Annotated in this window: 22 protein-coding genes; 10 read left to right on the forward strand and 12 right to left on the reverse strand. The window is 61.5% G+C overall.

Translation table 11 applies throughout. The features are described from left to right. Nucleotides 1-24: 24 nt before the first annotated feature. From SH292x_RS03650 to SH292x_RS03670, 5 genes are all read left to right on the forward strand, one after another. Complete coding sequence (locus SH292x_RS03650) at nt 25-1,686, forward strand: multiheme c-type cytochrome (protein WP_442484229.1); 1,662 nt, start codon at nt 25-27, stop codon at nt 1,684-1,686. 173 nt (nt 1,687-1,859) lie between these two features. Next, complete coding sequence (locus SH292x_RS03655; RefSeq protein ID WP_442484230.1) at nt 1,860-2,378, forward strand: RNA polymerase sigma factor; 519 nt, start codon at nt 1,860-1,862, stop codon at nt 2,376-2,378. 182 nt (nt 2,379-2,560) lie between these two features. Then, a complete protein-coding gene (locus tag SH292x_RS03660; protein WP_442484231.1) occupies nt 2,561-3,820 on the forward strand; it encodes a hypothetical protein in 1,260 nt (419 codons plus the stop codon). A gap of 61 nt (nt 3,821-3,881) precedes the next feature. Continuing rightward, nucleotides 3,882-4,691 carry an MIP/aquaporin family protein gene (locus tag SH292x_RS03665; protein ID WP_442484232.1) on the forward strand — a complete coding sequence of 270 codons (810 nt, stop codon included), beginning with the start codon at nt 3,882-3,884 and terminating at the stop codon, nt 4,689-4,691. Between the two features lie 45 nt (nt 4,692-4,736). Then, nucleotides 4,737-6,110, forward strand: coding sequence for an MFS transporter (locus SH292x_RS03670; protein WP_442484233.1), 1,374 nt, complete (start codon nt 4,737-4,739; stop codon nt 6,108-6,110). Between the two features lie 71 nt (nt 6,111-6,181). On the opposite strand, the gene SH292x_RS03675 is transcribed toward SH292x_RS03670, so the two are convergent. The 7 genes from SH292x_RS03675 to nusA all read right to left on the reverse strand — a co-directional run bounded on the left by SH292x_RS03675 (nt 6,182) and on the right by nusA (nt 15,390). Beyond that, nucleotides 6,182-6,874: a 3-keto-disaccharide hydrolase gene (locus SH292x_RS03675; protein ID WP_442484234.1), complete on the reverse strand. Its 693-nt coding sequence runs from the start codon at nt 6,872-6,874 to the stop codon at nt 6,182-6,184. An 83-nt stretch (nt 6,875-6,957) separates the two neighbouring features. Further along, nucleotides 6,958-8,397: a sulfatase family protein gene (locus SH292x_RS03680; RefSeq protein WP_442484235.1), complete on the reverse strand. Its 1,440-nt coding sequence runs from the start codon at nt 8,395-8,397 to the stop codon at nt 6,958-6,960. 64 nt (nt 8,398-8,461) lie between these two features. Continuing rightward, nucleotides 8,462-9,217 carry a YebC/PmpR family DNA-binding transcriptional regulator gene (locus SH292x_RS03685; RefSeq protein WP_442484236.1) on the reverse strand — a complete coding sequence of 252 codons (756 nt, stop codon included), beginning with the start codon at nt 9,215-9,217 and terminating at the stop codon, nt 8,462-8,464. Nucleotides 9,218-9,302: 85 nt separating this feature from the next. Further along, nucleotides 9,303-10,325, reverse strand: a complete 1,023-nt coding sequence (locus tag SH292x_RS03690; protein ID WP_442484237.1) for a hypothetical protein — start codon at nt 10,323-10,325, stop codon at nt 9,303-9,305. Between the two features lie 73 nt (nt 10,326-10,398). Further along, nucleotides 10,399-10,845 carry a 30S ribosome-binding factor RbfA gene (gene rbfA, locus SH292x_RS03695; RefSeq protein WP_442484238.1) on the reverse strand — a complete coding sequence of 149 codons (447 nt, stop codon included), beginning with the start codon at nt 10,843-10,845 and terminating at the stop codon, nt 10,399-10,401. Nucleotides 10,846-10,915: 70 nt separating this feature from the next. Then, nucleotides 10,916-13,759: a translation initiation factor IF-2 gene (gene infB / locus SH292x_RS03700; protein WP_442484239.1), complete on the reverse strand. Its 2,844-nt coding sequence runs from the start codon at nt 13,757-13,759 to the stop codon at nt 10,916-10,918. A 272-nt stretch (nt 13,760-14,031) separates the two neighbouring features. Further along, nucleotides 14,032-15,390: a transcription termination factor NusA gene (gene nusA / locus SH292x_RS03705; protein ID WP_442484240.1), complete on the reverse strand. Its 1,359-nt coding sequence runs from the start codon at nt 15,388-15,390 to the stop codon at nt 14,032-14,034. Between the two features lie 288 nt (nt 15,391-15,678). On the opposite strand from nusA, the gene SH292x_RS03710 reads away from it, so the two are divergent. Next, nucleotides 15,679-15,912: a hypothetical protein gene (locus tag SH292x_RS03710; protein WP_442484241.1), complete on the forward strand. Its 234-nt coding sequence runs from the start codon at nt 15,679-15,681 to the stop codon at nt 15,910-15,912. Continuing rightward, the gene (locus SH292x_RS03715) at nt 15,909-16,289 is read left to right on the forward strand and encodes a type II toxin-antitoxin system VapC family toxin (RefSeq protein ID WP_442484242.1); all 381 of its coding nucleotides are present in this window, start codon (nt 15,909-15,911) and stop codon (nt 16,287-16,289) included. The genes SH292x_RS03710 and SH292x_RS03715 overlap by 4 nt, the downstream gene beginning before the upstream one ends. Before the next feature lie 10 nt (nt 16,290-16,299). On the opposite strand, the gene SH292x_RS03720 is transcribed toward SH292x_RS03715, so the two are convergent. After that, on the reverse strand, nt 16,300-17,238 hold the full coding sequence (locus SH292x_RS03720) for a sialate O-acetylesterase (RefSeq protein ID WP_442484243.1): 939 nt from the start codon (nt 17,236-17,238) through the stop codon (nt 16,300-16,302). A 38-nt stretch (nt 17,239-17,276) separates the two neighbouring features. Then, nucleotides 17,277-19,220, reverse strand: coding sequence for a hypothetical protein (locus tag SH292x_RS03725; protein ID WP_442484244.1), 1,944 nt, complete (start codon nt 19,218-19,220; stop codon nt 17,277-17,279). 305 nt (nt 19,221-19,525) lie between these two features. On the opposite strand from SH292x_RS03725, the gene SH292x_RS03730 reads away from it, so the two are divergent. After that, nucleotides 19,526-20,815, forward strand: a complete 1,290-nt coding sequence (locus SH292x_RS03730; protein WP_442484245.1) for an aminotransferase class V-fold PLP-dependent enzyme — start codon at nt 19,526-19,528, stop codon at nt 20,813-20,815. A 1,307-nt stretch (nt 20,816-22,122) separates the two neighbouring features. Here SH292x_RS03730 and SH292x_RS03735 read toward each other — a convergent pair. After that, complete coding sequence (locus tag SH292x_RS03735) at nt 22,123-22,383, reverse strand: type II toxin-antitoxin system RelE family toxin (RefSeq protein WP_442484246.1); 261 nt, start codon at nt 22,381-22,383, stop codon at nt 22,123-22,125. Here SH292x_RS03735 and SH292x_RS03740 point away from each other — a divergent pair. Continuing rightward, on the forward strand, nt 22,269-22,526 hold the full coding sequence (locus SH292x_RS03740; protein WP_442485892.1) for a hypothetical protein: 258 nt from the start codon (nt 22,269-22,271) through the stop codon (nt 22,524-22,526). The genes SH292x_RS03735 and SH292x_RS03740 overlap by 115 nt on opposite strands. Nucleotides 22,527-22,735: 209 nt before the next feature. On the opposite strand, the gene SH292x_RS03745 is transcribed toward SH292x_RS03740, so the two are convergent. Both SH292x_RS03745 and SH292x_RS03750 read right to left on the reverse strand, forming a co-directional pair. Then, nucleotides 22,736-24,058, reverse strand: a complete 1,323-nt coding sequence (locus SH292x_RS03745) for a beta-ketoacyl-[acyl-carrier-protein] synthase family protein (protein WP_442484247.1) — start codon at nt 24,056-24,058, stop codon at nt 22,736-22,738. A 69-nt stretch (nt 24,059-24,127) separates the two neighbouring features. Beyond that, nucleotides 24,128-25,390 carry a hypothetical protein gene (locus SH292x_RS03750; protein WP_442484248.1) on the reverse strand — a complete coding sequence of 421 codons (1,263 nt, stop codon included), beginning with the start codon at nt 25,388-25,390 and terminating at the stop codon, nt 24,128-24,130. A gap of 213 nt (nt 25,391-25,603) precedes the next feature. On the opposite strand from SH292x_RS03750, the gene SH292x_RS03755 reads away from it, so the two are divergent. Continuing rightward, nucleotides 25,604-26,971: an AAA family ATPase gene (locus SH292x_RS03755; RefSeq protein WP_442484249.1), complete on the forward strand. Its 1,368-nt coding sequence runs from the start codon at nt 25,604-25,606 to the stop codon at nt 26,969-26,971. Nucleotides 26,972-26,987 lie beyond the last annotated feature (16 nt).

The following is a 26,987-nucleotide window of genomic DNA, read 5'->3' on the forward strand; positions in this document are numbered from 1 at the left end:
TTACCAATGCCCCCTACGCTCTCTATGACGAAGCATCCCGCCCTCCGGCACTCACGACCCTTCCTGTTGATCCTCGTGCTGCTGGCCGTCCCCATGTGGGCGACGTTCGCCCTGACGAACGGCGCGGCCAGCGAATCGCCGCGGAAGAAGCAGCCCAAACCGATCCGCCTCGGCTCCAGCTACGAAGCCCACTTCGTGGGCAAGCCCGTTGTGCGTATCGCAGCGGGTGGCACGAGCAAGGTCGATCCCATCCAAGCCAACGGCGAGATCTTCGTCGACTGGCCCAAACCCGACCTCGCCCTGGTGTTCACCGGCGAGCAAATGGGCTTCCTCGAACCGTGCGGCTGCGCGGGTCTTGAGAACCAGAAAGGTGGCTTCAAACGCCGCATGACGATGCTCCGGCAGCTTCAAGATCAAGGCTGGCCTGTCGTCGCGATGGACACCGGTGGTCTGGTGCGTCGCTACGGCCCACAGGAGCAGAATAAACTCGCAAAGATCCTGGAAGGCCTCAATATGATGGACTACCAGGCCGTCGGTTTCGGCGATAAGGAACTAAAACTCGACATGCTTTCCGAAGCGGCGAACCTCGATCCCAACCCGCTGGTGTCGGCCAACATCGGCCTCGTGGATTTCGATTCGGGATTCACCCAGCGCTATCGCGTGGTGGAGAAGAATGGCTTCCGTGTCGGCATGACTTCAGTGCTGGGGAAGCAAGAAACGGCTGCCGCCGAGGTGATGCGTGATCTGGTCACGCTTCCTCCCGAAGAGGCGATCGCCCAGGTCCTGCCGCAGCTCATGTCCGAGAAGTGCGACGAGATGGTGCTGCTCGTCTACGGTGAAGTGGCCGAGGCGCGGGCGCTGTCCGAGAAGTTCCCGCAGTTCCGCTGGGTAGTGGCAGGCAAGGGGGGCGACGAACCACCCAAGACCGCTACGCCCATCCCCGAATCGGGTGCTTACCTGATCGAAGTGGGGCACAAGGGGATGTACGCCGTGGTGGTGGGCATCTACCGGCAGGGCGAACCCAAGTATCGCTACCAAAAAGTTCCGATGGATCATCGCTTCGAGGACGCGCCCGAAATGCAGCAGCTCCTCGTGCGTTATCAGGACGAACTGAAGACATTGGTCACGGCGGCCGGCAGTTTCAAGCCGCTCATCGGTGGCGATCCTTTACCGCCTCCCGGCGGCGGTGGCGGTTTCATTGGCAGCGAAGCGTGTGCCGATTGCCACAGCACGGCGTGCGAAATCTTCATGAACAGCCCCCATGCTCACGCGACCGAGACGCTGGTGAAGCTCGACCCGCCCCGGCACTTCGACCCCGAATGCCTGAGCTGCCACGTCACTGGCTGGAACCCTCAGGGTTTCGCTCCGTACGCCACGGGCTACCTGAGCCTCGAAGAAACACCGCAGCTCACCACACAGGGCTGCGAGAACTGCCACGGCCCTGGCAAAGATCATTACGACGCCGAGAGTGGCAATATCGACGCCACGGAAGAGGAGATCGAAAAGTTCCGCGCCGCCCTGCGTATGGAAGTGATACCGAACGAAGGCAATAAGGAAGGCCAGGACATGGGCCGCGTGGTCAAGAACTGCCTTGAGTGCCACGACCTCGACAACTCCCCCGACTTCGACTTCCAAGAGTACTGGAACCGCGAAGAAAAGCCGGTGAAGCACGAGGGCAAGGACTGAGCCTTCATCTTCCCACTAGCCGCCGACCTACGCGTCGGCGGACTTAGGCCTAGAAGGCTGCTGGCCTTCAGCTTGATGGGATATTTCTTCAGCTATTTGTGTAGATTCATGTAAGATGTCCCGCGCGGCGTTCGTTAACTTATCGAATTGCCGATGCCTCGGGGCCAGCCGACATGGAAGAAAGCAAAGCATTCTGCGACCGGCACGGGCCGCTGGTCTGGCAATGCGCTTATCGTGTGCTCGGAAACGAAGCCGACGCGCTCGATTGCTGCCAAGAAGTTCTGTACGAAATGTGGCAGCGAGGTCCCGACGAACAGTGGAACCCGCCGCGTATTCGCTGGTTAGCCACGCGCCGCGCCATCGATCTCCTACGTCGCGTCCGGCGGCACCGCGGTCGGATGGATCAAGAAGTCGATGCTGGTGCAGTTATCAGCGGGGCGCCATCGCCTGAGTCGGAGGCGGCCTACCACGAACTGACCAATGCACTGCGACGAGTGGTCGCCGAGCTCCCGCCACGACAGGCCGAAGCGTTTTGGCTCCGCACAATCGATGAACTTTCCTACGACGAAATTGCGTTGCAGTTGAGTATCGAAGTGAACGCCGTCCACGTGCTGGTTCACCGGGCGCGGAAGCAATTGCAATCGAAGCTTGCAAAGTGGGTGGATCGCTGCGCGACGAAGGACAAGAGATGAACGATTCCGAACAACTGCTGGATGATGCGATAGCGGAACTGAGGCGGCAACCCGTTCCGGCATTTCCGCGCGACGCAATCGCCCTACATGCAATTCAATCAAGGGCCAGGACTGGAGGTCGCCTTTCACGCGGTGGCCGGCAACTGGCCAGACTTTCGACCCGTGTTGCCATCGCTGCACTTGTGGGACTGGTCGTTGGCGTGGTGCTGTGGCACGGGGGGCCACTGGCAGGGGAAGAGTCGTTCGCCTTGGGGCAAGTAGGTGAGGCGGTGGACCGAGTTCGTTCGGTGCGGTACAAGTTGACGAACACCGGCTGGAAAGGACAGCCTTGGCCTGACCCCTACGTGCGTGAAGTACAAATACTCGAGCCAGGGCGATCTCGCACCGAGGACGAGTACGAAGTGAGCGTAATGGACGACCAGAAAGGGCGGTACATCCGCCTACTGAAGAAAGAAAAGAAGGTCGCCGTCCGTCCGATATATCGATCGGACAACACCAAGAAGCAGACGGTAAACACCTTCTCGCACGAACTGCGCGCCCTCGCAACGGGCGCCAAAGAACAGGTGAATCGAACGGAGGCGGATGGTCGGCAGGTCGTGGAGTTTCGCTGGTCCCGTGGCGACGACGAGTTCCTGGTGGTTGCGGACGCCGAGACGAAACTGCCAATTACCATGACCATCGATCACGGAAAAATTGGTGGCAAGCACATCCGAGAAGTCTACAGCGATTTCGTTTTCGACGGGCCGATGGACGAGTCTGAGTTCGAGATCGACATCCCCGAAGGATATACCGTCGAGGAGTGGAAGGCCGATCCCAACAATTCGACCTATCCCGATCAAGACGCTGAGCAACTCGTGGTGTCGCACGAGGGTTTCGGGCCGGTGACGGCAGGAATGTCTTCAGAGGAGGTCATTCGACTGCTCGGACCTCCCGATTTTTTGTCTAGAGAGGTACTGCCTGGTCCCATGCCGCAGCCAGGAGTTCGCGGAGGGCGTGCGGGAGGTGAAATGGTGACCCTAGAGTACCCGTCGCGTGGCTTCAGCCTGACGCTGATGCCCAACGCAACGCTAACCGTCCACGCGCAGTCGCAGTCGACACAGGGTCCTTTGGTTCGAGACTTCGCGGGTAGGTCCAAAGAGGGAGTCCGAATTGGTGACTCTCGCGACCAGGTGATTGAACTATACGGCCAGCCCGATGCGGAGACACGCGATACCCTGCAGTACATTCGCAAGGGGTGGCACTTTGGAATAAGTAAAGGACGCGTGGCGGGGTTCTCGACTTTTAGGCCGACTCCTCCGCGGGATGCTAACGGCATTCAATCGCGCGTCCTCAAAGATGGCACGGTTATTCAAGCAGCTCCGGGCGTCGATATCGATGCGATGCTGGACGAGGAAGGCAATCTCAAAGAAAGAAAGTCACCATCCAAACTCGACAAACCCTGATCTGGACCCACCGCACGGCTCCCCAGTGCCATCGTTTGTCGCTATAACCAACACCATCTCGGTGGAACGCTCCACCAGGCGGACGTCGGGTTACGAGCGAGGGCGTAAGGCGATGGAGGCGTATCAAAGCGAGTTTCTAGGGACAGCTCTTTTAGTGCTCCTCGGGGGCGGCGTTTGTGCGAACGTCGCGCTCGACAAGTCCTATGGTCACGCCAGTGGCTGGATCGTTATTGCGACGGGTTGGGCGCTCGCGGTGTTCGTGTCCGTGTGGTGTTTCGGCGCGGTGAGCGCGCACATCAACCCGGCGGTGAGCGTGGGCCTTGCGATGGCGGGGAAGTTCCCGTGGGCCGACGTCCCGCTGTTCATCGCAGCGCAGCTTGCGGGAGGCTTTGTGGGTGGCGTACTGGTGTGGGTCTACTACCGCGATCAATTCGCGGCCACGAAGGATCCCGGCACGAAGCTCGGCGTGTTTTCGACGGGCCCTGCGATTGCCAACCCCACGAGCAATTTCATCTCGGAGCTGATCGGCACGTTCGTATTGGTGTTCGCGCTGCTCATGGCCGTCGAACCCACCGTCGAGTTCACGTCGCCCTTGAGCGGCGAGTCCGAAGCACCTCTGCCCGCGAAGCTGGGCCTCGGTGCCCTCGGTGCGTTGCCCACGGGATTGCTCGTGCTGGCGATCGGCGTGAGCCTGGGCGGCACGACGGGCTACGCCATCAATCCGGCTCGGGATCTCGGACCGCGCCTGGCCCATGCGGTGCTGCCCATTCGCGGTAAAGGCGACAGCAACTGGGGCTACGCGTGGATACCCGTAGTCGCCCCGCTAGCCGGGGCTGTGCTCGCAGCACTTGCAGTGCGTATGCTAACGTAGTCATCCTGACTAACTGAAGCGAAGAGTTGCAGCGCAGAGAGCCTCATGGAACCCGCGGACCCAAGCAATCCCTTCAAGCCACCAGAGACTACCGAAGCGCCGCTTCCCCTCTCGCCCACGCACCCGATTTTCATCCCGGCGTTTCGTGCGTACCTGTTGGTGCGGTTCTGCACCATCACCAGCGCCTCGGGCATGGGGCTGATCATCGCGTGGCAGGCCTACAACATTGCCCGCGATACTTACGGGATGTCGCCGGCCGGTGCCGCGTCGCAGCTTGGGCTCATTGGGCTGATTCAGTTTGTCGCGCTCTTCTTGCTCACCCCCTTCGCAGGCCTCGCGGCCGACAACTACAAGAGGACCCGGGTCGCCAAGGTGACGCTCACGATGACCACGGGTGTCGCGGTGACGCTGGCCGTATCGAGCTACGAAGGGTGGATCGGCTTGCCGCTCATCTTTTCGCTGGCCGCGGTGCTAGGCGCTGCTCGCGCGTTCCAAGCGCCCGCGATCGGGTCGCTCGCACCGAACATTGTCCCCACGCCGCTCTTGCCGCGGGCGATCGCGTCTAGTTCCATCGTCTGGCAGGCCGGCAGCATTGTCGGTCCCGCCGTCGCCGGATACGCCTATGCGTTCAAGCCACATTACGCTTACATCTTGAGCGCAGCGCTGTTCGGCGTTTCGCTCTTCTGCCTGACGTTCTTCGTTGGCCATGTGCCGCAAGCGCCCCCGCAGCGTGATCGCCATCCGCTGCGTCAGGTGATCGATGGGTTTGACTACGTCCGCACGAACCGGTTGGTGTTCGGTGCGATCACGCTCGATTTATTCGCCGTGCTGCTGGCCGGCACCACGGCGCTCTTACCCGTGTATGCACGAGATATTCTCGACGTCGGCTCGGCTGGGCTCGGCAAGCTCGCCGCCGCGCCCGGCATCGGGGCGGGGATTACGGCGCTCTGGTTTTCGTTCCTGCCGCTTCAGCGGAACGTCGGCATGAAGATGATGGGTTCGGTGATCGTGTTCGGCCTCGCCACGATCGCCTTCGGCACCACGGCATTCATGCCGCAGCACATCGGTTTCATCGTGGCCTTTTTATCGATGATGATCTGGGGCAGCGCCGACATGTTCTCGGTGTTCGTCCGGCAGTCGCTCATTCAGATCCACACGCCCGACACCATGCGGGGCCGCGTGAGCTCGGTATCGATGCTCACCATCTCGGCGTCGAACGAACTGGGGGACGCCGAGAGTGGTTTTCTCGCCGCGCTGATTGGACCGGTTGCCGCGGTGATCTTCGGCGGCATCGGAGCGATCGCCGTCACGCTCGCCTGGATGCGACTGTTCCCAGAACTACGCAGCGCCAAGACGTTCGACATGCCGAAGCATTTGGACGTGAAACCTACCGACGAACCGCACAAGTCCCGCGAATAAATTGTGGGAGGGGTCTCCGACCCCGATTCTCGGGGCAGAGCTCGCCGCCGTTGGTGATTGGGTCGACGGTTCTAGCGCCCGTTCTTGCCCAACTCGCGAATCTTCAGATTCCGCCACCGCACTTCGTACGGCCCTTCGTTCGCGCCGATGCCGTGGACCTGCAGGCCGATGAAGCCTTTGGGATGCGACTTAAAGATTTCTTCATCGGTCAGGTCCGACACCTGCTCGCCATTGATCCACGTTTGAATGCGCGGGCCTTCGGCGACAATGCGGTAGTGATTCCAGTCGCCGTCCTTGAAGTGCTTGTGCGGGACGAGTTTGTCCTGCGGCGTCAGCCATCCGCGAGACGTTCCCTCGCCGTACACGTAACCAGCCTCAGCACCCGCGTCGCCGCTGGCTTCGATCTCCACCTGCGGACCATTCACGCGGCCCGTATTGTACACCGAGTGCTCGCCCGGCTTGTCGTCGGTCTTCGAACGAATCTGCACGCCCGAGTTGAGCTTGTCGTCGACCTTGGTTTCGAACTCCATCTCGAAGTCGCCATAGTCGTTAGTCGAAGCGAGGAACGAGTTGGGGCTACCCTTGGATGTTTTGCCCACAATCACGCCATCCTCGACGTGGTACGTCGCGGTGCCATTCTTCTGCGTCCAGCCTTCCAGCGTTTTGCCGTTGAACATCTTCGTCCAACCCTCTTCGGCGTGTGCGATGGTGGTCAGCATGCTAAGTGCGATTAGCGAGGCGAGGGTGGTCTGTGTGCGAGTCATCGGTGGTTGCCTGTGATGGAGAGATTAAGCGAAGTAGTTGTTATTGTAGCAGCCCGTCCGAGAGGGTTGGTACTGCTAAAGTATTAGTGTCCGTGTTCTTTGAGATACGTTTCGAGGTACTTCGCGCGGTACGGATACTCGTCGAAGGGGGCATTCTCAGGCCGCGGGTCGCCCGTTTGCTCAAGGTACTCCATGAGCTTAGTTCGTAGCTCCGCCACGGTCGCCGCGTGCGCGGGGTCGGACGCCAAGTTCTTCACTTGATCGGGATCGGCCTGGCAGTCGTAAAGTTCGACCGCCGGCCGCTTGCCGAAACTCAGTTCGAAGAACGGCGCGATTTGCGGGTCGTTTTGGTGCTCGATGAAGAACTGTTTCGTGGGTCCATCGTCGGTGTCCGCGAACTTGTCGATCGGGTGGGTTGCCCCCGACGCCACGCCGGTCGGCCAGCGATCGGGCTCGAAGTTCTGAATGAGCAGCCAGCGATCGGTGCGAATCGCTCGCGACGGATAGCCATCCATCGAAGGCATCGCCTGAGCGGGAGTGTGGCGTTCGCGACCATAAACCACGAAGTCGCGGTCTTGCTCTGCGCTCTGTGTTTCGGAAGTCACCATCGGCAGCAGAGACCGCCCCGTCATCTCGTCAGGCACCGCGACGCCCGCGGCTTCGAGGAATGTCGGCGCGAGATCCGTAAGCGACACGAAGTCGTCTACTACTTGGCCTGGCTCAATCCGCGCGCCCCATCGCATCGCCAGCGGCACGCGCGAACCCCAGTCGTACAAATTGCCTTTGCAGCGCGGGAAGGGCATGCCGTGATCGCCGGTTATCACGATCAGCGTGTTCTCGAGCTCGCCCGCTTCTTCCAGTTGCTGCATGGCCGCCGCAACATCGCGATCCCATCGGGCCACCTCGAAGTAGTAGTCGGCCAAGTCGCTACGTATCTCGGGCGTGTCGGGATAGAAGTCGGGGACGCGAATCTTCGCGGGGTCGATGCCCGACTTTATTCCAGCTCCCTTTTCGTAGGGGCGATGTGGGTCGGCTGTGCCGAACCAGAAGCAGAACGGCTTGCTCTTGTCGCGTTCGCGGAAGAACTTGGCGAACGATTTGGGAGGGCCGCACGGATGTTTTTTGTACCCTAAGGCCAACGGATCGCCCGGCCCCCACACCTTGCGCCAGTGCCCGATTTGGTAGCCCGCGTCACGAAGCAGGAACATGAAGTTGGGGTGCCGCGGATCGAGCGAGCTGTGGAGGTTCGCTCCCTCGTCCAATCGGTAAAACTGCTGCCCCGTCAGGATGGAGTTGCGGCTTGGGGTGCACGACGGGCTCGAAACGTACGCCCGCTGAAAGAGTACCCCTTCACTAGCGATGCGGTCGAACGCCGGTGTCTCGGCCGTTTCGTCGGCATACGCGGCGGCGTGGGGCCAACCCCAATCGTCGGCCAAGCAGAACAGAATGTTGGGCCGGTCCGCGGCCGTGGTCGCTGAACTCAACACCAACGCGAGCAACAATCCGGCGAGGCGAGTTGTCATCCAACTTCTCCCGTGGTGTAAGTTCGTCTAGAAGGTGATGCGCGGAGCGTGCGAATCACTGGTCTCAGTTGCCTGCGGAGATCTCGGCCAGCACTTCGTCGGAGATATCGAAGTTCGCCGAGACGCTTTGAACGTCGTCGTGATCGTCGAGGCGTTCCATTAACTTGAGCACGTTGCGAGCGTCGTCGCCGGAGACCTCGATGGTGTCGCGGGGAATCCACGTGAGCTCGCGGCTCGACGTTTCAATTTCGGCCGCTGCGAGCGCGTCGCACACGCCGCGGTAGCTATCGGGCTCGCAGATCACTTCGAACACCTCGCCCTCACGGCGGACATCGTCGGCACCCGCTTCGAGGGCCAAGTCCATGAGTGCCTCTTCATCCGCTTTGTCGGCGGCGATGAGAATCAGCCCTTTTCGGTCGAAGGTCCACGCCGCGCACCCCGTCGCGCCAAGCTTTCCGCCGCATACTTCGAACAGCTTGCGAATCTCGGGGGCGGTGCGATTGCGGTTGTCGGTCAGGATGTCGCACATGATGGCAACGCCCGCCGGGCCAATGCCCTCGTACAGCACTTCCTCGTAATTGCTGCCGTCGATTTCACCGGAGCCCTTCTTGATGGCCCGTTCGATGTTGTCCTTCGGCATCGAGATCGCTTTGGCATCGTTGATGGCGTAGCGAAGTCGAAGGTTGGAGTCGGGGTCGGGGCCACCCATCTTGGCAGCCACAATAATGGCCTTAGAGAGCTTGCTCCAGACTTTGCCACGCTTGGCGTCGATGACCGATTTTTTGTGGGCGATGTTCGCCCAGTGCGAATGTCCAGCCATGGTAAATCAATGTCCAATTTGCAATGACCAATGACCAGATTCGAAATCGAAGTGGTCAGTGGCAATTGGTTCTTGGGCAAGGCTCCTACTTCGGTTTGCGCTTGGTGATCTTTTTGGTCGGTTTGCCGGTGGACTTCTTCTTCACGCTTGGGCTTCCCCCGGAGGTCTTTTTGGCGACCTTCTTCTTGACGGTCTTCACGACCTTCTTTTTGACTTTCTTCTTCGGGGCCGGCGCGGGCGCTGGTGCCTTGGTGCTCGGCGACTTCGTGATCGGCTTTGCCGGCGGCGCGGCGACCTTCTTTTTCTTGTCGGGCGCGGCGACTGGTGCGGGTGCCTCGGCGGCCGGCTTCGTCGGTTGCTTGGTCACCGGCTTTTGCGGCGGTGCAGGCGCGGGGGGTGCCACCGGTGCGGGAGCCTGTTTGGGCTCGGGCTTCTTCGGAAGCCGCATCTTGCACTCGGGGTCAATCGCGAGCAGCAGTTTCTTGGTGTTGGGACCGTAAGGGCTCTTACCGACCTCGACACCAAGCTGGTGCAAGATGGTTGACATCTCGGTCCCCTTGCTCTTAGGCACGGCTCGCTCAAGACCGGGGATGTGCCACTGCGACGCTTCCTTCTCCGTGATCAGATCGAACGCCACGAAGGCAATCAACAACCCCTGGTTCGCCGGAATAGCATGGCCACCCAGCGCGTTCTGCGTCACGTACGCCACGGTGAAGGGCGAGGTCCCTTCGTACTTCTCGATGGTCTTGGTGGCCTGGCCGAGGTTCTGCTTCTTCAGATGTTCGAGGTCGTAGACGTAGACCGATTCGAACACGCTGTGCAGCGTCCGCTTGAGACGCTCGGCCGCTTGCTCGGGGTCGTTCAATTCCTTGAGTGTCTCGGCCAGTTCACGCTTAGTGCTGACGCGGACTTCGTTCCAGTCGAAGTAGTCCTTCACCAGACGATCGAACGCCGTTTCGGCCGCCTCGTACGAAGAGTTTTCGAGCAGGCACGCGAACAGCAGGTGCTCGATGAGCGTGCGGTTCTTCGCGACGTTTGCCGGCTTAAAGTGCTTCTTGATTTGCCCCAGCACTTTGGTAATGCGGGTGCCACGGTTGGGGGTGGTCATGCGGTCTGCCTCAGGGCCGTCTCTAGCTTGCGATCATGTAAACTTAGGTCACTATCCGCCACCGGGATGGCAGTTAGTTGTCCGCCTCGCGAGGCGGCTCTTCGATGTCGTCTTCATCGATATCGTCCTGTTCCATGACATTTTCATCTTCCGGGACATCCTCGTCCGTCGGGGGCTCCTCGGGCAGCACTTCGCGGAGCATTTTGGCGATAGCAATGGACTGTTTCACGCCCTGATCGAGCGAAAAGGTCAATCGCGGGGTGTAGCGGGTATCGATTCGCTGGGCGATCTTCGACTGCAAGAAACCAGCCGAGCTTTCCAGTCCCTTGAGGCATGTCTTCTGTTTGGCCTCGGACCCCATGACCGAAACGTGCACCTTGGCAGTCCGCATGTCGGGAGCGACCTCGACGTACGTGACGGTCACCCCCTCGATGCGAGGGTCGTGGAGGTCCGTCAGGATCGACATGCTGACGACCTCGCGGATGGCTTCGGCGGCTTTGAGAACGCGGCGGGAGGACATGAGGGGCTGTTGCTGGAGGCGTAGTTGCTAAGTGCGTGGTGTTGCAGGGATGGACCGGGAGGTCGATGGTTTAGGAATCGAACGTACGGCCGATCTCCACCACCTTATACACTTCGAACAGATCGCCTTCCTTCACGTCGTTGAAGCCAGACAGCTTGATGCCGCACTCGTATCCTTCGCGAACCTCCTTGGCGTCGTCCTTCTCGCGGCGTAGCGTGTCGATGGAGTAGTCGCCAATCACCGTGCTGTCGCGGATGACGCGTGCGCGGGCATTCCGCTCGATGGTGCCACCCAGCACCCGGCAACCGGCAACGGCACCCAGGCGGCTGATTTTGAACACCTGCTGCACCAGCGCCCGACCAAGTTCCACTTCGCGCTCTTCGGGCTTGAGCATGCCTTCGAGCGACAGCTTCAAGTCGTCAGTGATCTTGTAGATCACGTCGTACCGGCGAATCTGAACGTTCAGCTTGTCCGCAAGGCTGCGGGCCTTCTCGTCGGGCACCACGTTGAACGCAATGACCACGGCGTCCGAGGCATTGGCGAGCTGGATGTCACCCTCGGTCACGCCGCCGACCGTGGCCAGCAGCGTGCGGAGCTTGACCTCGGGATGGTCGAGCTTGGTGAGTTCCTTCTGGATAGCTTCGATCGATCCGCGTACGTCGGCACGCAGGATGAGATTGAGCGTTTGCACTTCGCCCGTGTGATCAAGGCGATCAAACAGGTTCTCCAGCGTGACGTGCACAGGGCCATGGCTGCCGAGCGTGTCGGAGCGATTCTGATCGCGTCGCGACTCGGCAATTTCGCGTGCAGTCGCGATATCGTCGAGCACATAAAAGTGCTGTCCGGCACCAGGAGCCACGTCGAGGCCAAGCACATTGACTGGCGTGCTAGGCCCGGCTTCGGCCACCGCTAGGTGAGGATTGAGCGTATCGAACATCGCCCGCACCGTTCCGAACGCGTCGCCGCAGACGATAGCATCGCCAACGCGAAGCGTACCGTTTTGCACCATGACCGTGGCGACCACGCCTCGGCCCGACTCCTGGTGGGCTTCGAGCGAGGTACCCATGGCGGGGCGGTGCGGGTTGGCCTTGTACTCGTTGAGTTCGGCAACGGTGAGCAGCGTTTCGAGCAGTTCGTCCATGCCTTCGCCGGTGAGGGCGCTGGTCCGAACCACTTCGATTTCACCACCCCATTCGGCCGGTTGCAGCCCATTGGCCGACAGGTCGGCCAGGGCCTTCATCGGGTCGATGCCGGGCAGGTCGATCTTGTTCAGTGCCACGACGATCGGCACACCGGCCGCCTTGGCGTGGCTGATGGCTTCTTCGGTCTGGGGCATCACGCCGTCGTCGGCCGCCACTACCAGCACTGCGATGTCCGTGACGTTCGCACCGCGGGCACGCATCTCGGTGAACGCTTCGTGGCCCGGCGTATCGACGAACGAAATGCCGGCTCCGTCCTTCTCGATTTGGTAGGCACGGATGTGCTGGGTAATGCCGCCGCTCTCGCCCTTCACCACGTTGATGCCAATCAGGCGATCCAGCAGCGAGGTCTTGCCGTGGTCGACATGACCTAACACGGTGATAACTGGCGGACGCAGTTCGAGTTGGTCCTCGGGATCGGCCGTTTCGCGGATCGCGGTCAGGACCTCGTCCTCAAGCGTCATCGGCAGGACGAAGTCAACGTTGATACCGAGCTCTGCCGCCACGAATTCGGTCAGTTCCTCGTCCATCACGTCGTTAATCTTTGCCATCACCCCTTCCTGCATCAGGATCCGTTGGATCTGCATCGCAGGAATACCCGCCGCTTCGCTCAAGTCGCGAACCGTGCAGGGGAGTTCAAGGGTCACGCGTTCTTTACGCGGCGCGGCCGTGCTGGCACCGCTGCGTCGAGCGGTGCGGCGGATCGAACGGCGACCGCCGCGACCCGAGTCGTCGTCCTCCGAGCGCGGACTGCGACGTCGGCTGGCCTGCCGCTGTTCGCGGCCACCCAGCATCGTGCGATCTTCTTCGCCGGGCTTTCCGCTGCGACCTTTAACGCCCCGTCCACGCCCCTTGGAATCGTCCGTTTCGGTAGTCGCGGGTGCAGGACCACCCGCCTTGCGGGCTTTTTCGGCTTCGAGGGTTCGTTCGGCGCGACGGAGGTGCGCGGCCAGCGGCTTGTCGCCTGCCTTGCCACCGAGGATCTCGGCTGGCAGACGCATATCAGGCTTCTGCGCGGGAGCATCGTCAACGCGGGGGCGCGGACGGTTGGCCTCACTCGGCGCTGGAATCGGCGCGAACTTGATGGCCGGGCGAGCGCGATTGCCGGAACCACCTTGGCCAGTCTTGGGCTTCGGCTTTGCCGGCTGGCCCATCACGCGGGGCTTACCCGCCATGGCGCCACCGGGACCAATGTAATCTTCGCGGCGCAACATCCCGGCAAGCGGACCAGACGGTTCGCTAGGAGCCGTCGGACGTGGAGCGGCGCTCTCTGGCGCGGCACTCTCTGGCGTCGAGGGCGTAGAAGAAGCAGTAGAGGCGGCCGACCCTTCGTCTGTAGCAGGAGTCTCGGCAACGGGCTCGCCCTCGAACTGCGCCTCGTACTCGGCGGCTTCCGCCTCAGCGGCCTTGGCCTGGCGAGCGGCTTTGACGGCCTCAAGCGGCGAGGCGGTCCTGGCAGTGGTAATCACCTTTAGGCGATCGCCCGAAGGACCGGCAGGGCGGGGGCGCTCCATCGGAGCAGGACCACTCGCTGCCTTCGGCTTGGCGGCCTTGGTTCCTCCAGAGAGGTGCTGTTTGACCTTCTCAACTTCAGCTTCGGTCAAACTAGCCAGCGCAGAACCCTTGCCTGGGATACCAATGCGCGTGCAGATATCGACTAGGTCTTTGCTGTCAAGTTGTAGCTCTTTAGCCAGAGCGTAAATACGAACCGCCAAAATGCGTTCTCCATGTGGCTTCGATTCCGGGTGGCGATGCTTCACCGAGCATGCACCTCGCGGGGGTCGACAGCCGTCCTTCGGTTACCGAATCATAGCCACGTCTCCCGTGATGATTGCGGATAAAAATAGTAAACTCAAATGTACGCCCATCACCCAACGTCGGCCATGGTATCGGCACTCCAGCCGCGTTAGAAAACTCTCTCGCGACAGGAGGGTGAAAGCCGAAACTCGACCGGCGTTTTCGCCGCCGTCAAGCCCTGTACTATCGGCTAAGCGGGGGGCTCTTGTCCAGCGTCCACGGCGTCCAATTCGCCCGGTTCGCCGCTCAAAAGCTCCTCGGCTACGCCATCTACCTCGTCGCCCCCCTCAGGCTCCCCTTTGTTGCGACGGGCTTCAGCCGCTGCGGCTTCCGCCTCGGCGACCTCGGCGGTCAGCCGCTCTTGTTCGCGTTTGTTCCGGCGAGCCTCGGCAGCGGCGGCCTCGGCGGCCTCGGCACGCTCTTCGGCCTGCTCGACGATCACATTGACCTGATCTTCGCTCAACCCACCCATTTCCATCAGGTCGTCCGGTTCGATGATCGACAGGTCGTCGTAGCTCAGGAAGCCTTCTTCCACCAGTTTCTCGGCGAGTTCGACACTCATCCCGTCGAGCTGGCTGAAGCCCTGGACGGCGCGGTCGATCGATTCGGCCAGTTCTTCCTGGGTCATGATTTCGATGTCCCAGCCCGACAGCTTGCTCGCCAGGCGGACGTTTTGACCGCGGCGGCCGATGGCCAGCGACAGTTGGTCCTCGCTTACCAGCACAATGGCCCGGCCCAGCATCCGGCACAGGATCACCTGCTCGACGGTCGCGGGGGACAGGGCGTTGGGGATCAGCACTTCGAGGTTCTCGTCCCAACGGACGATGTCGATCCGCTCGCCGGCGAGCTCGTCGACGATGTTCTTGATGCGGTTGCCACGCACGCCAACACAGGCGCCCACGCAGTCCACCCGGGCATCACTGCTCGACACGGCCACCTTCGAGCGGTAGCCCGGCTCGCGGGAAATGCCGCGGACTTCGATCACGCCGTCGGCGATTTCGGGGATTTCCTGCTCGAATAGCCGTTGCACCAAGCTCGGCGAGCGGCGGCTCAGGATCACCTTGATCCGGCTGCCGGCCTTGCGAACTTCGTACACCGTGGCACGGACCCGCTCGTTGGCGTGATGCGTCTCGCCGGGGATTTGCTCGCTGCGAGGCAGAATCGCCTCGACGTTGGCCAACGCGACCGTCGCGGCCCCACCCTCGTACCGCTGAATGATGCCGCTGACCATGTGGTTCAGCAGGTCTTCGTACTCGTCGTACAGGGCGTCCCGCTCGGCTTCGCGGATCTTCTGAATCATCACCTGCTTGGCGGTCTGAGCGCCAATGCGGCCGACGGCTTCTTCGCTGTCGAGTTCTTCGCCATCGATGCTGGCGCGGATAGTTCCGTCCTTGCGATCGATGGTGACCGTGATATCCGAATCTTCCCCGTAGTGCTTCTTCGCGGCCGAGACCAAAGCAGCCTCGATCCCTTCGAACACGATCTCTTTATCGATGTTCTTGTCGCGATGGATCGCGTCAACGATTCTCAGCACTTCGGTGGCGTTCATGTAAGTCCCATTCCCGCGGCACATTCGCCTACCGCGCGAGGCAATTCAAGTTGTCGGATTGTGAGTCGGATTGTAGTGCCGGCCGCGCCCAAAAGTCTTGTTGTGGCGACGAAACCCATTATAGGGTCAAGACTTAAGGCGGGCCGTAATCCGCTAGCCTACCTCGCTTAACAGGGGGTGTCAACCGGGCGAGCCGGGCGTGGGGGACTGGACTTTTCAGTTCGAATTAGGCCTGCAAGGGCGGTATACTTCTTCTACACGCCCACTAACTTCATCGAACTCAGCCCCATGTCCGTCACCGGCCACATCCATCAAGGTGCCATCGTCCCCGACATTCCGCTCGGACTACCCGAGGGGGCCCGCGTGGAGTTTGTGCTCGCAAACTCGTGTGAGGCCACCCGTCAAGAAGCAAGTTCGCCGAAACGCAGGCAGGGAGGGTGGCTCAAAGGGCAGATTCACATCGCCGAGGACTTCGACGAATTGCCGAGCGATATCGCCGACGCGTTTGGGATGAACTCATGAAGCTGCTACTAGACACGCACGCCTTGTTGTGGTGGCTCGATGACCCGGAGTTATTGAAAGAGGAAGCTAGAGAGGCAATCTCGGACCTCCACAATGAGATACAGGTTAGCGCCGCTGTCTTGTGGGAAATTGCCATCAAACGAGCTATAGGCAAATTGGATGTTTCCTTGGCGTCGATCGAGCAAGGAGTGCAACGTTCCGGCTTTACCCACTTACCGATAACGGCACAGCACGCCTTTGCGACTGCCAATCTTCCGTCGCACCACCGCGACCCTTTCGATCGTATGTTAATTGCGCAATCGATTTGCGAGCAGGCAACGCTGATCACTCGAGATCCTTCATTGCAACGCTACTCAATTCAAATCATCTCTGCCTAACTTCGTTGGATCAACGAGCTGACGATTGTGACTTGCGAGGCACTATCGGCGCATCGGAACCTCTCGAGGTCCCCTCCACCACCCCCCGCATCCCCTCCGCCAAGTTCCTCCCCAACACCAACTGCCCCGGCGTGTCGTAATGCACGTGGTCGCCGTTCAGCGTGCAGTGGTCGGTCGACACCATCACGGCATCGGCGATCGCCAGCGGGTCGCCCGACTTGCCGTCGGCTTTCTCCATCTGTTCACGCACCACTTGCCGATACACAAAACGCTCGGGAGCCGGCTCGAAGGGCAGCACTTGGCCGAACGCCATCGGCAGCTTCTCGACTTCGAGGTCACTCGCCAAGCGATTGCGAAGTTGCTTCAAACTCTTCGCGTACCCGTTGGCCGGGATTTCGTGCTTCGCGTCCTGCTCGCCCTGCATCCATACGAACCCACGCACCCGCGGAGTGTGGCCTTCGTCCTTGAGAGACTGGATGCCCGCTTCAAACGTCCTCAGCATCTGCCGGTAGAGCGTCCCCTGGTTGGGATCGTCAGGCGAATGCCCCGGGTAGAAGTTCCGCCGCCGGGGTGCCGGCTCGTTGCCTTGCCACTCGCCGCCGTGCAAACCGTGATGGAGCGGCATGCCACTCGCCGCGTACTTAATCAGGTACACCGGCTTCTCCGCGGTCGCCATTTCGAGTGCAAAGCCAACCTCGGGTCCAAAGTTCGTCGCCTGCTTCGAGATCGGCGTCTTGCCAATCGCCATCGGCTCGAACTTCTCGCCGTTGAAGAACCATGCGTGCGGAATCTCTCGTGGCACGTCCTCAGGCAGTTGCGCGATCTTCCCCGCTCCCTGCATGTTCGATTGCCCAGAGAGCAAGTAGACGTCAACCTCATCGGCCCGCGAACTCGCCAGCGGAACGAACGCCAGCAACACGGCGAGCGACAGAATGCGCGACCGGATCATGGGAAAACCTCGGCAGGGGACACAGGCGAAGGCCAGCCCTACGATCGCGCCGGCCCACCCATTGTATCAGCAGTCGCCTGACCGAGATGACGGCCGTTCGCCGTGCGGTCGTCCGCCGAGTTGTCCTCTGGCTTCTTGAGCGTCAGCGTGGCGTCACCCAGCACGCTCCAAAAATAAGATCGCTTGCGATCGATCTCGCCACGGTTGTGCTTGTCCCCCTTCGTCCCCGACTCGTAGGCAAAGTAGTCGGCCCAGGCCTCGCCGAAGGTCTCTCCTCGCCGCAGCGACTCAACAAACCCTCGCGGCTCGTCGTAGTACACCTTCGCGCGCCCGACCAGCGACAATCCGTTCCCCATCAACAGCAGCGCCTCGGCGCTCTGGTACCGGCCGTAATCGCGATGAGTAAACGGAAGCTTACTCGCACTGGCCGGCGTGACGCTGTTGCAGCCGGTGTGATGGTAGAACGCGGGCTCCGCCGCCACCTGACCATTCTCCCACAGCGTTCGCATCAAGAACCAATTAAACATTCCACGCCCGGACGAAGCCGCGAGCGACGGTTCCAATCGATCACCGCGCGGCGTCCACGACCAGCATGCACCCGCCTCGCCAATCAACTCGTCGAGCACCTCAGCGTCGCCATTGCGAAACTGACTTCCCTGCGGAAAGCTATGCGCACGGATCGTCCGCAGCACCGACGGATAGGCCATCCACGCCGCGAAGTCCGTGAGCTGCGGGCGGTTCCGAACATCGGCCATTCGGCGATCGTCGTGCGACTGCCAGTCGTCCGCCGCGTGACGCATCACCCGATAGCCTGAAGGCAAATCGCACGAGATGGCCGAGGGCCGCCACGCGATCGAACTAGCGCCGGTGCGATAGGCATGGTTGCGGGCGAAGTAGTCGACCAATAGCCCGAGTTCCATCTCCGCATCGGCGTCCCAGATACCATTCCGCCAATCAGGCACCTGCTTCTCACTCGCAAACGTCACGGACTGAGGCCGGCCCTTATCGTCCAGCAGTTGCTTGCCCTCTTCGCCGCGAATGTCCTCCCGCGGTTTCCACGCAATCCCCGCCGCATTGATCCGCGACACCAGAATCTCCGGGTGCGCGATCGCGTTGGGTAGTTTTTTGTCCTCAGCGGTGCACTCGGAATCCATCTTATGCGCTCCCACGCGAATCATCGGCGGGCGAGTGCTCTTGGTGCGCGATTCAACGACTCTCAGCTCTCCATCGGCGATGTGAAAAAAGTCCTCGTAGCGTTTCGACTTCACTTCCCCGTCGAGCGAGCGAGCACTGTAGTTCTCTCCCATCGGCTCCTCGAACACCGCAATGGTGCTCGGCAGTTCGGTCGACTCGCGGACGTATAAGTCCTCCCAATTCCCATCGAGGTCCGCCAACACGATGTCCGCACGCGGCGCGATTGGCTCCGGCACTCGGGCCAGGTAATGCACCTTCTTGTACTTCTTCTCGTCGGACTTGTTCTTGCGAAGCGTCACGTCTCCCTGCTTGTGCCAGTTGCACGAGCGAACCAAGTACGCGTCCGGAAACCGCCCCACCAGCACCACGCCGGCAAGTGCGTGGTCGCGATGCAGTACCCGTAGCACTTCGCGCAGCGCGAGCAGGTGCTCGCCATCGCGGTGCAGGTTGTCGGTCGCGAATTCGATCGCCAGCACGTCCGCCGCGTAACCCTCGTTCGCGAGATCCTTCGCCCATTGATCGACCGATGTGCGAAGCTCGCCGTCCGCATCGATCTCCAGCAGTCGCTTCTCGACGAACATCACGATCCGCCCTGCCGGCCGCTTGGCAGTGTGGCTCGCCAGCAGTTCGAGCGATTCAATCTCGCCCCGCCCATCCGACTTCCAGTCGTATTTCGAGAACTTGGCGCAGACCTCGGCGAGCGGCGACTCAATCGGCTCGGCACAAACCGGCGAGACCGTCGCGATCAATAGTAGCGTGTGCGCAATCATCCAGTGGGTGTGGTACACGACGAATCTCCGAGCGTTCGGATGCGAGGCGGGACGGCCGGGGGCCGCGGGAGTGGGGTGGGAAGCGAGTTTACTCGCCAACTCCATTTTACGAGCCAGTTCCCGCGAAACGTACATGAGAATAGAGCAGACGAGTTCCAACAATTGAGCACCGATTCGATCCATTGTGGGAGGGCTCTCCGAGCCCGGTTGCCCACCGCAGTACTCCCCCCACAGGAGATGCCACGAGGCCATCACCGCTCTACGGCTAACTGCAGCCACCCCCAGCGTTGGCGACGGCCAACTCCCCGTGTATGCTCCAACGCATGCCAACGCTACCCACCCCGCCCCCCGCCGCTCGCCACTGGCGACTCGACCCACGCGTCACCTATCTAAACCACGGCTCCTACGGTGCGTGTCCCACGGCCGTGCTCGACGCACAGGCTAAGTGGCGCGATCAAATGGAGGCCGACGCCGTCTCGTTCTTCGCGCGAGGACTGTTCGACATGCTCGACCGCTCGCGCCGCGCGCTAGCCGCTGAGTTCGGTGGCGAGGCAGGGGACTACGTCTTCTGTCGCAACGCCACCACCGCCGTCGAAACGATCCTCGAAAACGTCGCGCGAGGTCATGGGCTTGCGGATGGTCGTCCACTCGGTCCCGGCGACGAACTCCTGGCGTTCGACCACGAGTACCGCGCGTGCCTCAATAACCTGAATCGCCTCGCCGCGCGAACTGGTGCTCGCGTGGTCCACGTACCAATGCCCTTGGAGCGAGAAGAACTCTGGCCAATCGGTGTCGACGAAATCGTCGAGTCACTGCTCGCTGCCGTCACCCCGCGCACTCGCATCTGCCTGCTCAGTCACATCACTAGCGCCAGCGGAGCCGTGCTGCCCGTGGCGCGAATCGTTCGCGAGCTTGAACATCGTGGAGTGACGACGGTGGTCGACGCCGCGCACGGTCCTGGCGCTGTGATGGTCGACATCGCCGCGCTCGGCTGTGCGTTCTACACGTCGAACTGCCACAAGTGGCTCTGCTCGCCCAAGGGTGCCGCGCTGTTGTGGGTCCGCCCCGACTTGCAGGACGGTTTTCGCCCACTGGTACTCAGTAACCACGCCGAGGCCAACGCGTTCCCCCTCGGGGCAGGGGAGCGAAGCAAGTACCAAATGGAGTTCGACTACACCGGCACCGACGACTACACCGCCGCGGGTGCGGTGGCCGATGCCTTGGAGATCCTGCCCCAAATCGCCGACACCGATTGGCGAGGCATCATCGCCCGCAACCACCAGCTAGTGCTCGAAGGTCGCGATCTGTTGTGTCAACGCCTTGGCGTCGAACCACCCTACGCCGACGAACTCATCGGCCCCATGGCCACGCTGCCGCTTCCCATCGTCGAAGAATCACGCCGCCAGTCGCTAGCCGCCCGCCCCACCTACTTCGCCGACGCATTGCAAGATGCCTTGCTTACGAACCACGGCATCCAAGTCCCCGTGTGGCGCAACAAGAGCGACCTAGCCGACGGCCGCCGCTACTTCCGCATCAGCGCGCAGCTCTACAACAGCGTAGAACAGTACGAGTACTTGGCGGGCGGGCTGGTGGAAGAGCTAGAACGCGAATAGTGGGGTAAGCATCCTGCTTGCCATCTTCCATCTTCCCCGGTTGGCACGGACTTTCGGCCGACTCACGCCCCGTCACTTCGAAGATCCACCCCGGCCGATTGTCCGTGTGCGCAGCACAAGAGGTGGCGCGTTGTCCTTTCGTCATGGGTGCCTGGGGGCGAGTTCCGCGAGCCCCCAGTGCGTTGCGCGACTTGCACGAGCTCGCGCATTCTCCTCTTCACAGCCGCGGAGCGGCGACAGCGCCTAGCCCGGGGCGCGAGCCCCGGGACCACTGACCCCCCGCGCCCCAAAAGCCCCGGAGGGGCGACAGCGAACCCATACATGCAGGGAGCCTTAAGCGCGTGTCATTCTGAGGGGAGTAGCACGACCCGAAGAATCTCGCCCCTGTGAGTACTTTCCCAATGGCGGAGGAGATCCTTCAGTCGCTAGGGCTCCCTCAGGATGACACAGGGGCCTGTAGCTCGCAGATTTCGCGGTCCACAACTATTTCCCACAAAATGTCCACGCGTACACATCAGCACTTGATAAAAGCGTGTACATCCGCTACAATGCAACCGTTCGTCGTACGCGAAAGCGCACGGGGAGTGGCAGTTGTGCTTCGAGATAGCGGACCACCTTCGTCGCGGGGACCCCACCGATACGTATCGAGACGGGTGGTTTGGCCGATCAGCACCTTGGACCTGCGTTATAGGTTTACGCCAGGCTGTCTCGAACTGCGCGCCCGTGGGGCGAGGTGATACTGACGATGCCTGCCGGCAAACACGAACACCGGTTACCCCATCCAAGTTCCACCCCGCCCAACCGCCCGACGGGATCCCGTCACTTTTTTTAAGAGCCGTATGCCATTGGCCGTAGGCCGTATCAAGCTCCGCGCCGATACGGCGCTTGACGCTTAACCTTATCGCAAATACTCCTCCACTCACGCACCCAGTCTCGTAGCCACGAAGTGGCGCGCTTCGACAGCCCAGGACGAAGTCCTGGGAACCCGTTGCCAACAACGACCCTAGTCCCGAAGGGACGCGCTACCCCTACGCGCCTGCGTGAGATAGCGTGCTCTTTCAGAGCCAACAATTAAAACTACCCATCCCTAACCAGGCGTGCGCCCTGGCCTATCAAAGCGCGCTCCTTTGGAGCTAAACGCTTCGCGTCTTTGCGACTTGGCGTGAGAAAATGATAAACGCCTGGCCAATCAATCACACCATGGGCAGGTAGAAAAAAGTCGACAGGTGAAGCGCCACACGCGCCGCAGGCATAATACGGCCACGTGTGCCGAGGGACTTCGCACCCTTGTGAGGGCGTCACAGCAATTACATCCGCCTGAGTAGTTGGTCGTATTCGGCGTGGGTGCCAATCCAGAACCCAACCAGAGCTCCCTCTTCTTCGACCGCCACAGCACGGTAATGAATCCCGACCCGCACCGACCACATGCGCCCTACCTTCTTGAGGTGTAGGGATGGATGGCGAGGATCGTCTCGAAGAAGCCGATAGCACTCTCTCGCCAACTGCTGAATATCATGCGGAAGCCGCCGAAAATCCTGCCAGAACCTGGGGTTGGCTCGATGCTTCACAGCTCCGTCGTCCGTCCAGCCTGGAGGTCCGCGATGGCTTCGTTCGCCAGATCATCCAACCTTCCGGCCAATACGTCCTCTTCGAACTGTTGATCCCACTGGGCGGCATCGAACTCGGCGAACCAATTTCGAAAGGCGCTTAGGTCATTGGGAGGTAGTTGGCGAATCGCTGCTTCGATTTCTTGAACCGTGCTCATCATGGGCTCCATTAGAGTTGGACACCACCATTATACCTCGCCGATATCCACGAACCAAACAGCGAAGTCGTTACGCCGTTGCAGAAGAGACTGCGTGCGAATTCCTCCCATCGCACGCTAAGCGCGCCCGCCGGGCAAACCCCACCCCGCGCCAACTACCCCGCGACGACCGCCAGCACCGAGGCTTGGCCTTGGGGGGTGACGCTCAGCTTCAGGAAGCTTTTGCCGGGCGATTGCTCGCCCGTGGCGACGGTGATGCCGCACTCGGGGTCGGGGGTTTCGTAGTTCAGCGTCTTGGGAAGCTGGCCGTTCTTGAGGGCGAGCAGACTGCCCGCGAGTTCCACCACACCACTCGCGGCGCCGAGGTTGCCGAAGTAACTCTTCAGCGAAGTCACCGGCACGGTTTTGCCAGCGTCACCGAGCGCGGTGCGGATGGCGGCCGCTTCGTGCTGATCGCCAGACTTGGTGCCCAGGCCGTGGGCGTTGATGTGGCCGACGTTCTCGGGGGCGAGCTTTGCGTCGCGCAGGGCAGCGGCAATCGCATTGGCCAGCGCCTTCTCGGTGTCGCCGCGAAGTTGTCGATCGGCGACCAGGCTCGAACCGACGCCCACCACTTCGCCATAGATCTTCGCGCCGCGGGCCTTGGCGTGTTCGTACTCTTCGAGCACCACGGTCCCCGCACCTTCGCCCGCCACCATACCGGTGCGGTTCTTGTCGAACGGTCGGCATGCGGCACTTGGCTCGCAGCTTTGATCGGCGAGTTCGCCCGACTGCATGGCGTGGATTGCCTGCATCGGCAAAATGCGTGTGCCGGTTGCCCCGGCTACCATCACATCGGCGTGCCCGCGCGAGATGGTGGTGAAGGCTTCGCCCACTGCCATGTTGCTCGAGGTCTCGCGCATGGTGAGCGAGTTGTTCGGGCCGCGGAAGTCGTTGAGAATAGCGATGTGGCTCGCCGGCATGTTTGGCAAGTACTTCAGCATCCACAGCGGCGTCATCTGGTCGAGGCCTTCGGTGCCCCAATCCGTGTAGTCGAACTGACCCTCTTCGGTGCACTTGCGAATGCCATCGACGTAGTCTTCAGGCACGGTCAGCATGTAGTCGCTGCCGAGCACGACGCCCGCACGCTCGGGATCGATCGAGCCCGCAGTGATGCCCGCATCCGCCAGAGCAAGTTCCGCAGCGGCCACTGCCATCTGCGTCTCGCGGCACATGACCTTGAGCGCCTTGCGGATCGACTTTTGCTTGTCCTTTTCGAGCTCGCCAAAATTGGAGATGTCGCCCGTAAACTGCCGGCACTCGCCCGCGAATTTCATCGGCAATCCTGCCGACTCCACAGGCAGCGTATCGCAGTTGGTGATGCCGCTGGTGCCGGAAGAGAGTGCCGACCAGACGTCGTCCACTCGACTGCCCAGCGGGCACACGACACCAATACCGGTAACGACAACACGACGGGGCTGGGCGGTGGGATCACTCATAGTCTTGGCAGAATACCAAATCGCAAAGTCTTAGGTGAGGGTCCACCAGCCGCTAGCAACCGGGCCGATCTAATACCGCCCGTGGAAGCTCGCGGGATTGCGGTTAGCGGTCGAGACGGGGGCATTCGGGGCGGCCGGCGGCAGGACGCTTCCCTTGGCCTCGATAAACACCAGCGCGTCCGCGCGGGCCGCCGACTTCAGCATAGGAATCGCCGAGGTCAGGGCGTTTTCCTTCGTCGGTCCGGGCGTACCAATCACGCCCATCGACAACAGAAGTACTTGGTCGGTCGGCCAGCGGAATCGCTCGTGCAGATTCGCCATGCTCACCTGTGGCACCTGAACCTCCATTCGCTGGTTCTGTGCCACGGGGGTCGGAATGTCGAGCACCACCGGCACCAACTTCTCCACCTGGTGCAGCCGCAGTTTGAGCACCGCGTCGCACGTCGACTTGTCGAGCGAGAGCAGCGGACTGAACTCGAGCGAGAAACCTTCTTCGAGCTGACCTTGTTCGGGTTGGAAGCCAGGCCACACGTTGGGCGTGGGAAGCACGCCTTTAATGTACGATCGCGGACGCATGGTGCTGATCAGGATCGATTGACCGTTGCCGACAAGCTGCGTTGGCGAATTGAACTCGCGGTAGTCGCTTCGACGCGTGAGGTCGGCGAGCAGTTGGGCGACGTTTTCCTTCGCCATGATCCAGCCTTGCACGCCTGGCGACTGCACCGGCAGTGGCGTCATCAGCGGCAGCGCCTTGGCCCGCCAGTTAGGGCTGGTGACCGTCGCCACGCGGAGCGAGAACGCTTCGGCTTCCGACTGTTGATTCACATAACGATCGACGATGTCGGCGACCATGGCCTGCATCTCGGGCGTGTGGTACACGCGGAGCGTGTCATGGTTAGCGCTGAGAATGCCCAGCGGCTCGGAGTGCCACGCTTCGTAACCGGTCTCGCGAAGGATCCAGTCCACCAGCGATTGCTCGGGCTTTTCGACGCCCGCGGCGCGGGCCGTGAAAGGGCGAATGTCGTACTCCCGCCACACCTGGCCCTGATCGTTGGGAAGCGTCCCCGCACCCTTCGAAACTCTCGCCCGCGAGGGCGCCGGTCCCGTGATCGGAGTCAGCGGCGCCGCGGCAGCAGGCTGGGTGTTCGGAATCGAAGCGGGCGCACTGGCTGGAATGGGAGTGATCGGCGCAGCGGCGGGGAGCGTGGCATCGCCATAGCGACTCGCGCCAGCCGTCTGCCAGCTACCGTTGTCCTGAGCACACGTTGGTGCAGCGGTGACCAACGCCAACGTGAGTATTGCCAGCGAGAGCAGGGAAATTCGCGCGCCCATCGTGTCGTTCTCCATCCATGGAAATGCGCACGGCGTGCAACCCGCGCGGCGGGCGAGTATAGAAGTGCCCCGGTGATGGCACAACCCCGAAGGCTGTGGGGCGTCCGCGTGGAGTTTACACCCAGTGCTAGCAAAAACCTTTGCGGTGGTGCGAACTTCGGTGCGTCTTCGGTTGTCCTCATCGCCAACCGAATAGAACTAGAAAGTGATCCGATGTTTTCTGAATACTCACCATGGCTGTTTGCCTCCGGCGCCGCAATTGGTTCGCTGCTTGCCGCGTTCTGGACGCACGTTCGCAGTGCGTACCAAGTGCTGGCAAGCCGCGTGTTGATGTCGGTGACGCTCGACGGCTATCAGGCCGAGGCGATGCTGTGTTACCTGCGTAGCCAGTTCACGGCGTCGACCTGGGGGCCACGCGCGTACGTGGGTTGGATGTTGTACGTCCAGCCGAAACGTCGCGTGCAGATTGTCTCGATGGAAGTCACTCCGCCAGCCGGTCGTATTTATTGGCAAGGTTGGCGAGCGCTGTGGGTTACCTCCGGACGAAGCTCCGAGATATCGCTCGAAGATGGCGTGAACTCGAGCGACTACGACCAGCGCAGCCTGTCGGTCACCTACCTTCGCGGCATGTTCGATCCCGAACGACTAGTGATTGACGCCACCGAGTATTTCAATCGCCAAGTGCACGAGAACTGCGAGGCGGAAGGTCGACACTACGTGAAACACGTCTTCGGTTCGGCGGGGCGGATGCGGTTTCCGGGCCAGCAGCAGGGACATCCTAGCATGAACGCCGCGCACGGCGACCTCCGGCGATGCTTGCAGTACCGTCCACTGGGGTACGAGTTCCATCAACTCGGCACACCCCGACGCAAGGGCCGCCGCGCGGTCGATCGGCTGGCACTCGATGAAAGCGGTCAGGAGCTTGTGATCGATGCCGAGCGCTGGCTCGCGAGCGAAGAGTGGCACCGCGAGCGCGACCTTCCTTGGCGACGAGGTTGGCTGCTGTATGGCGAGCCAGGCACCGGCAAGACCGCGTTCGCGCGAGCGATTGCCGAGGACCTGGACCTGCCGGTCTTCTCGTTCGACCTCGCCAGCTTGTACAACGACGAGCTGCAAACTGAGTGGTCGAGCATGCTGACCGAAGTCCCTTGCATGGCACTCCTCGAAGACATCGACGCGGTGTTTCACGGCCGCGAGAACGTCGTCGCCGGCGAGAAGGGCGGGCTCACGTTCGACTGCCTGCTGAACTGCCTGGACGGTGTCCAGCGTGCGGATGGATTGCTGCTGGTGATTACTACGAATCACTTGGAACGAATCGATCCCGCGCTCGGCGTTCCGGTTAACGGCCGATCGAGCCGACCAGGTCGAGTGGACCGCGTGGTCGAGTTTTCGTCGCTCAATGACGAAGGTCGCCGCCACCTGGCAGCAAGCGTCTTGCCAGACGCCCCAGAACTCTGGGACCTGCTGGTGGAGCAAGGCCAAGGCGACACCGGCGCGCAGTTCCAAGACCGCTGTGCTCAGCTCGCACTGGCACTGGAGTTCGGCGATCGTGAGAAGCTGGCGGAGTGTTTGGTGGAGTGAATTGAGCCGCGAACTA

Source organism: Aeoliella fuhlenseeensis (assembly GCF_052161615.1).
Classification (GTDB): domain Bacteria; phylum Planctomycetota; class Planctomycetia; order Pirellulales; family Lacipirellulaceae; genus Aeoliella.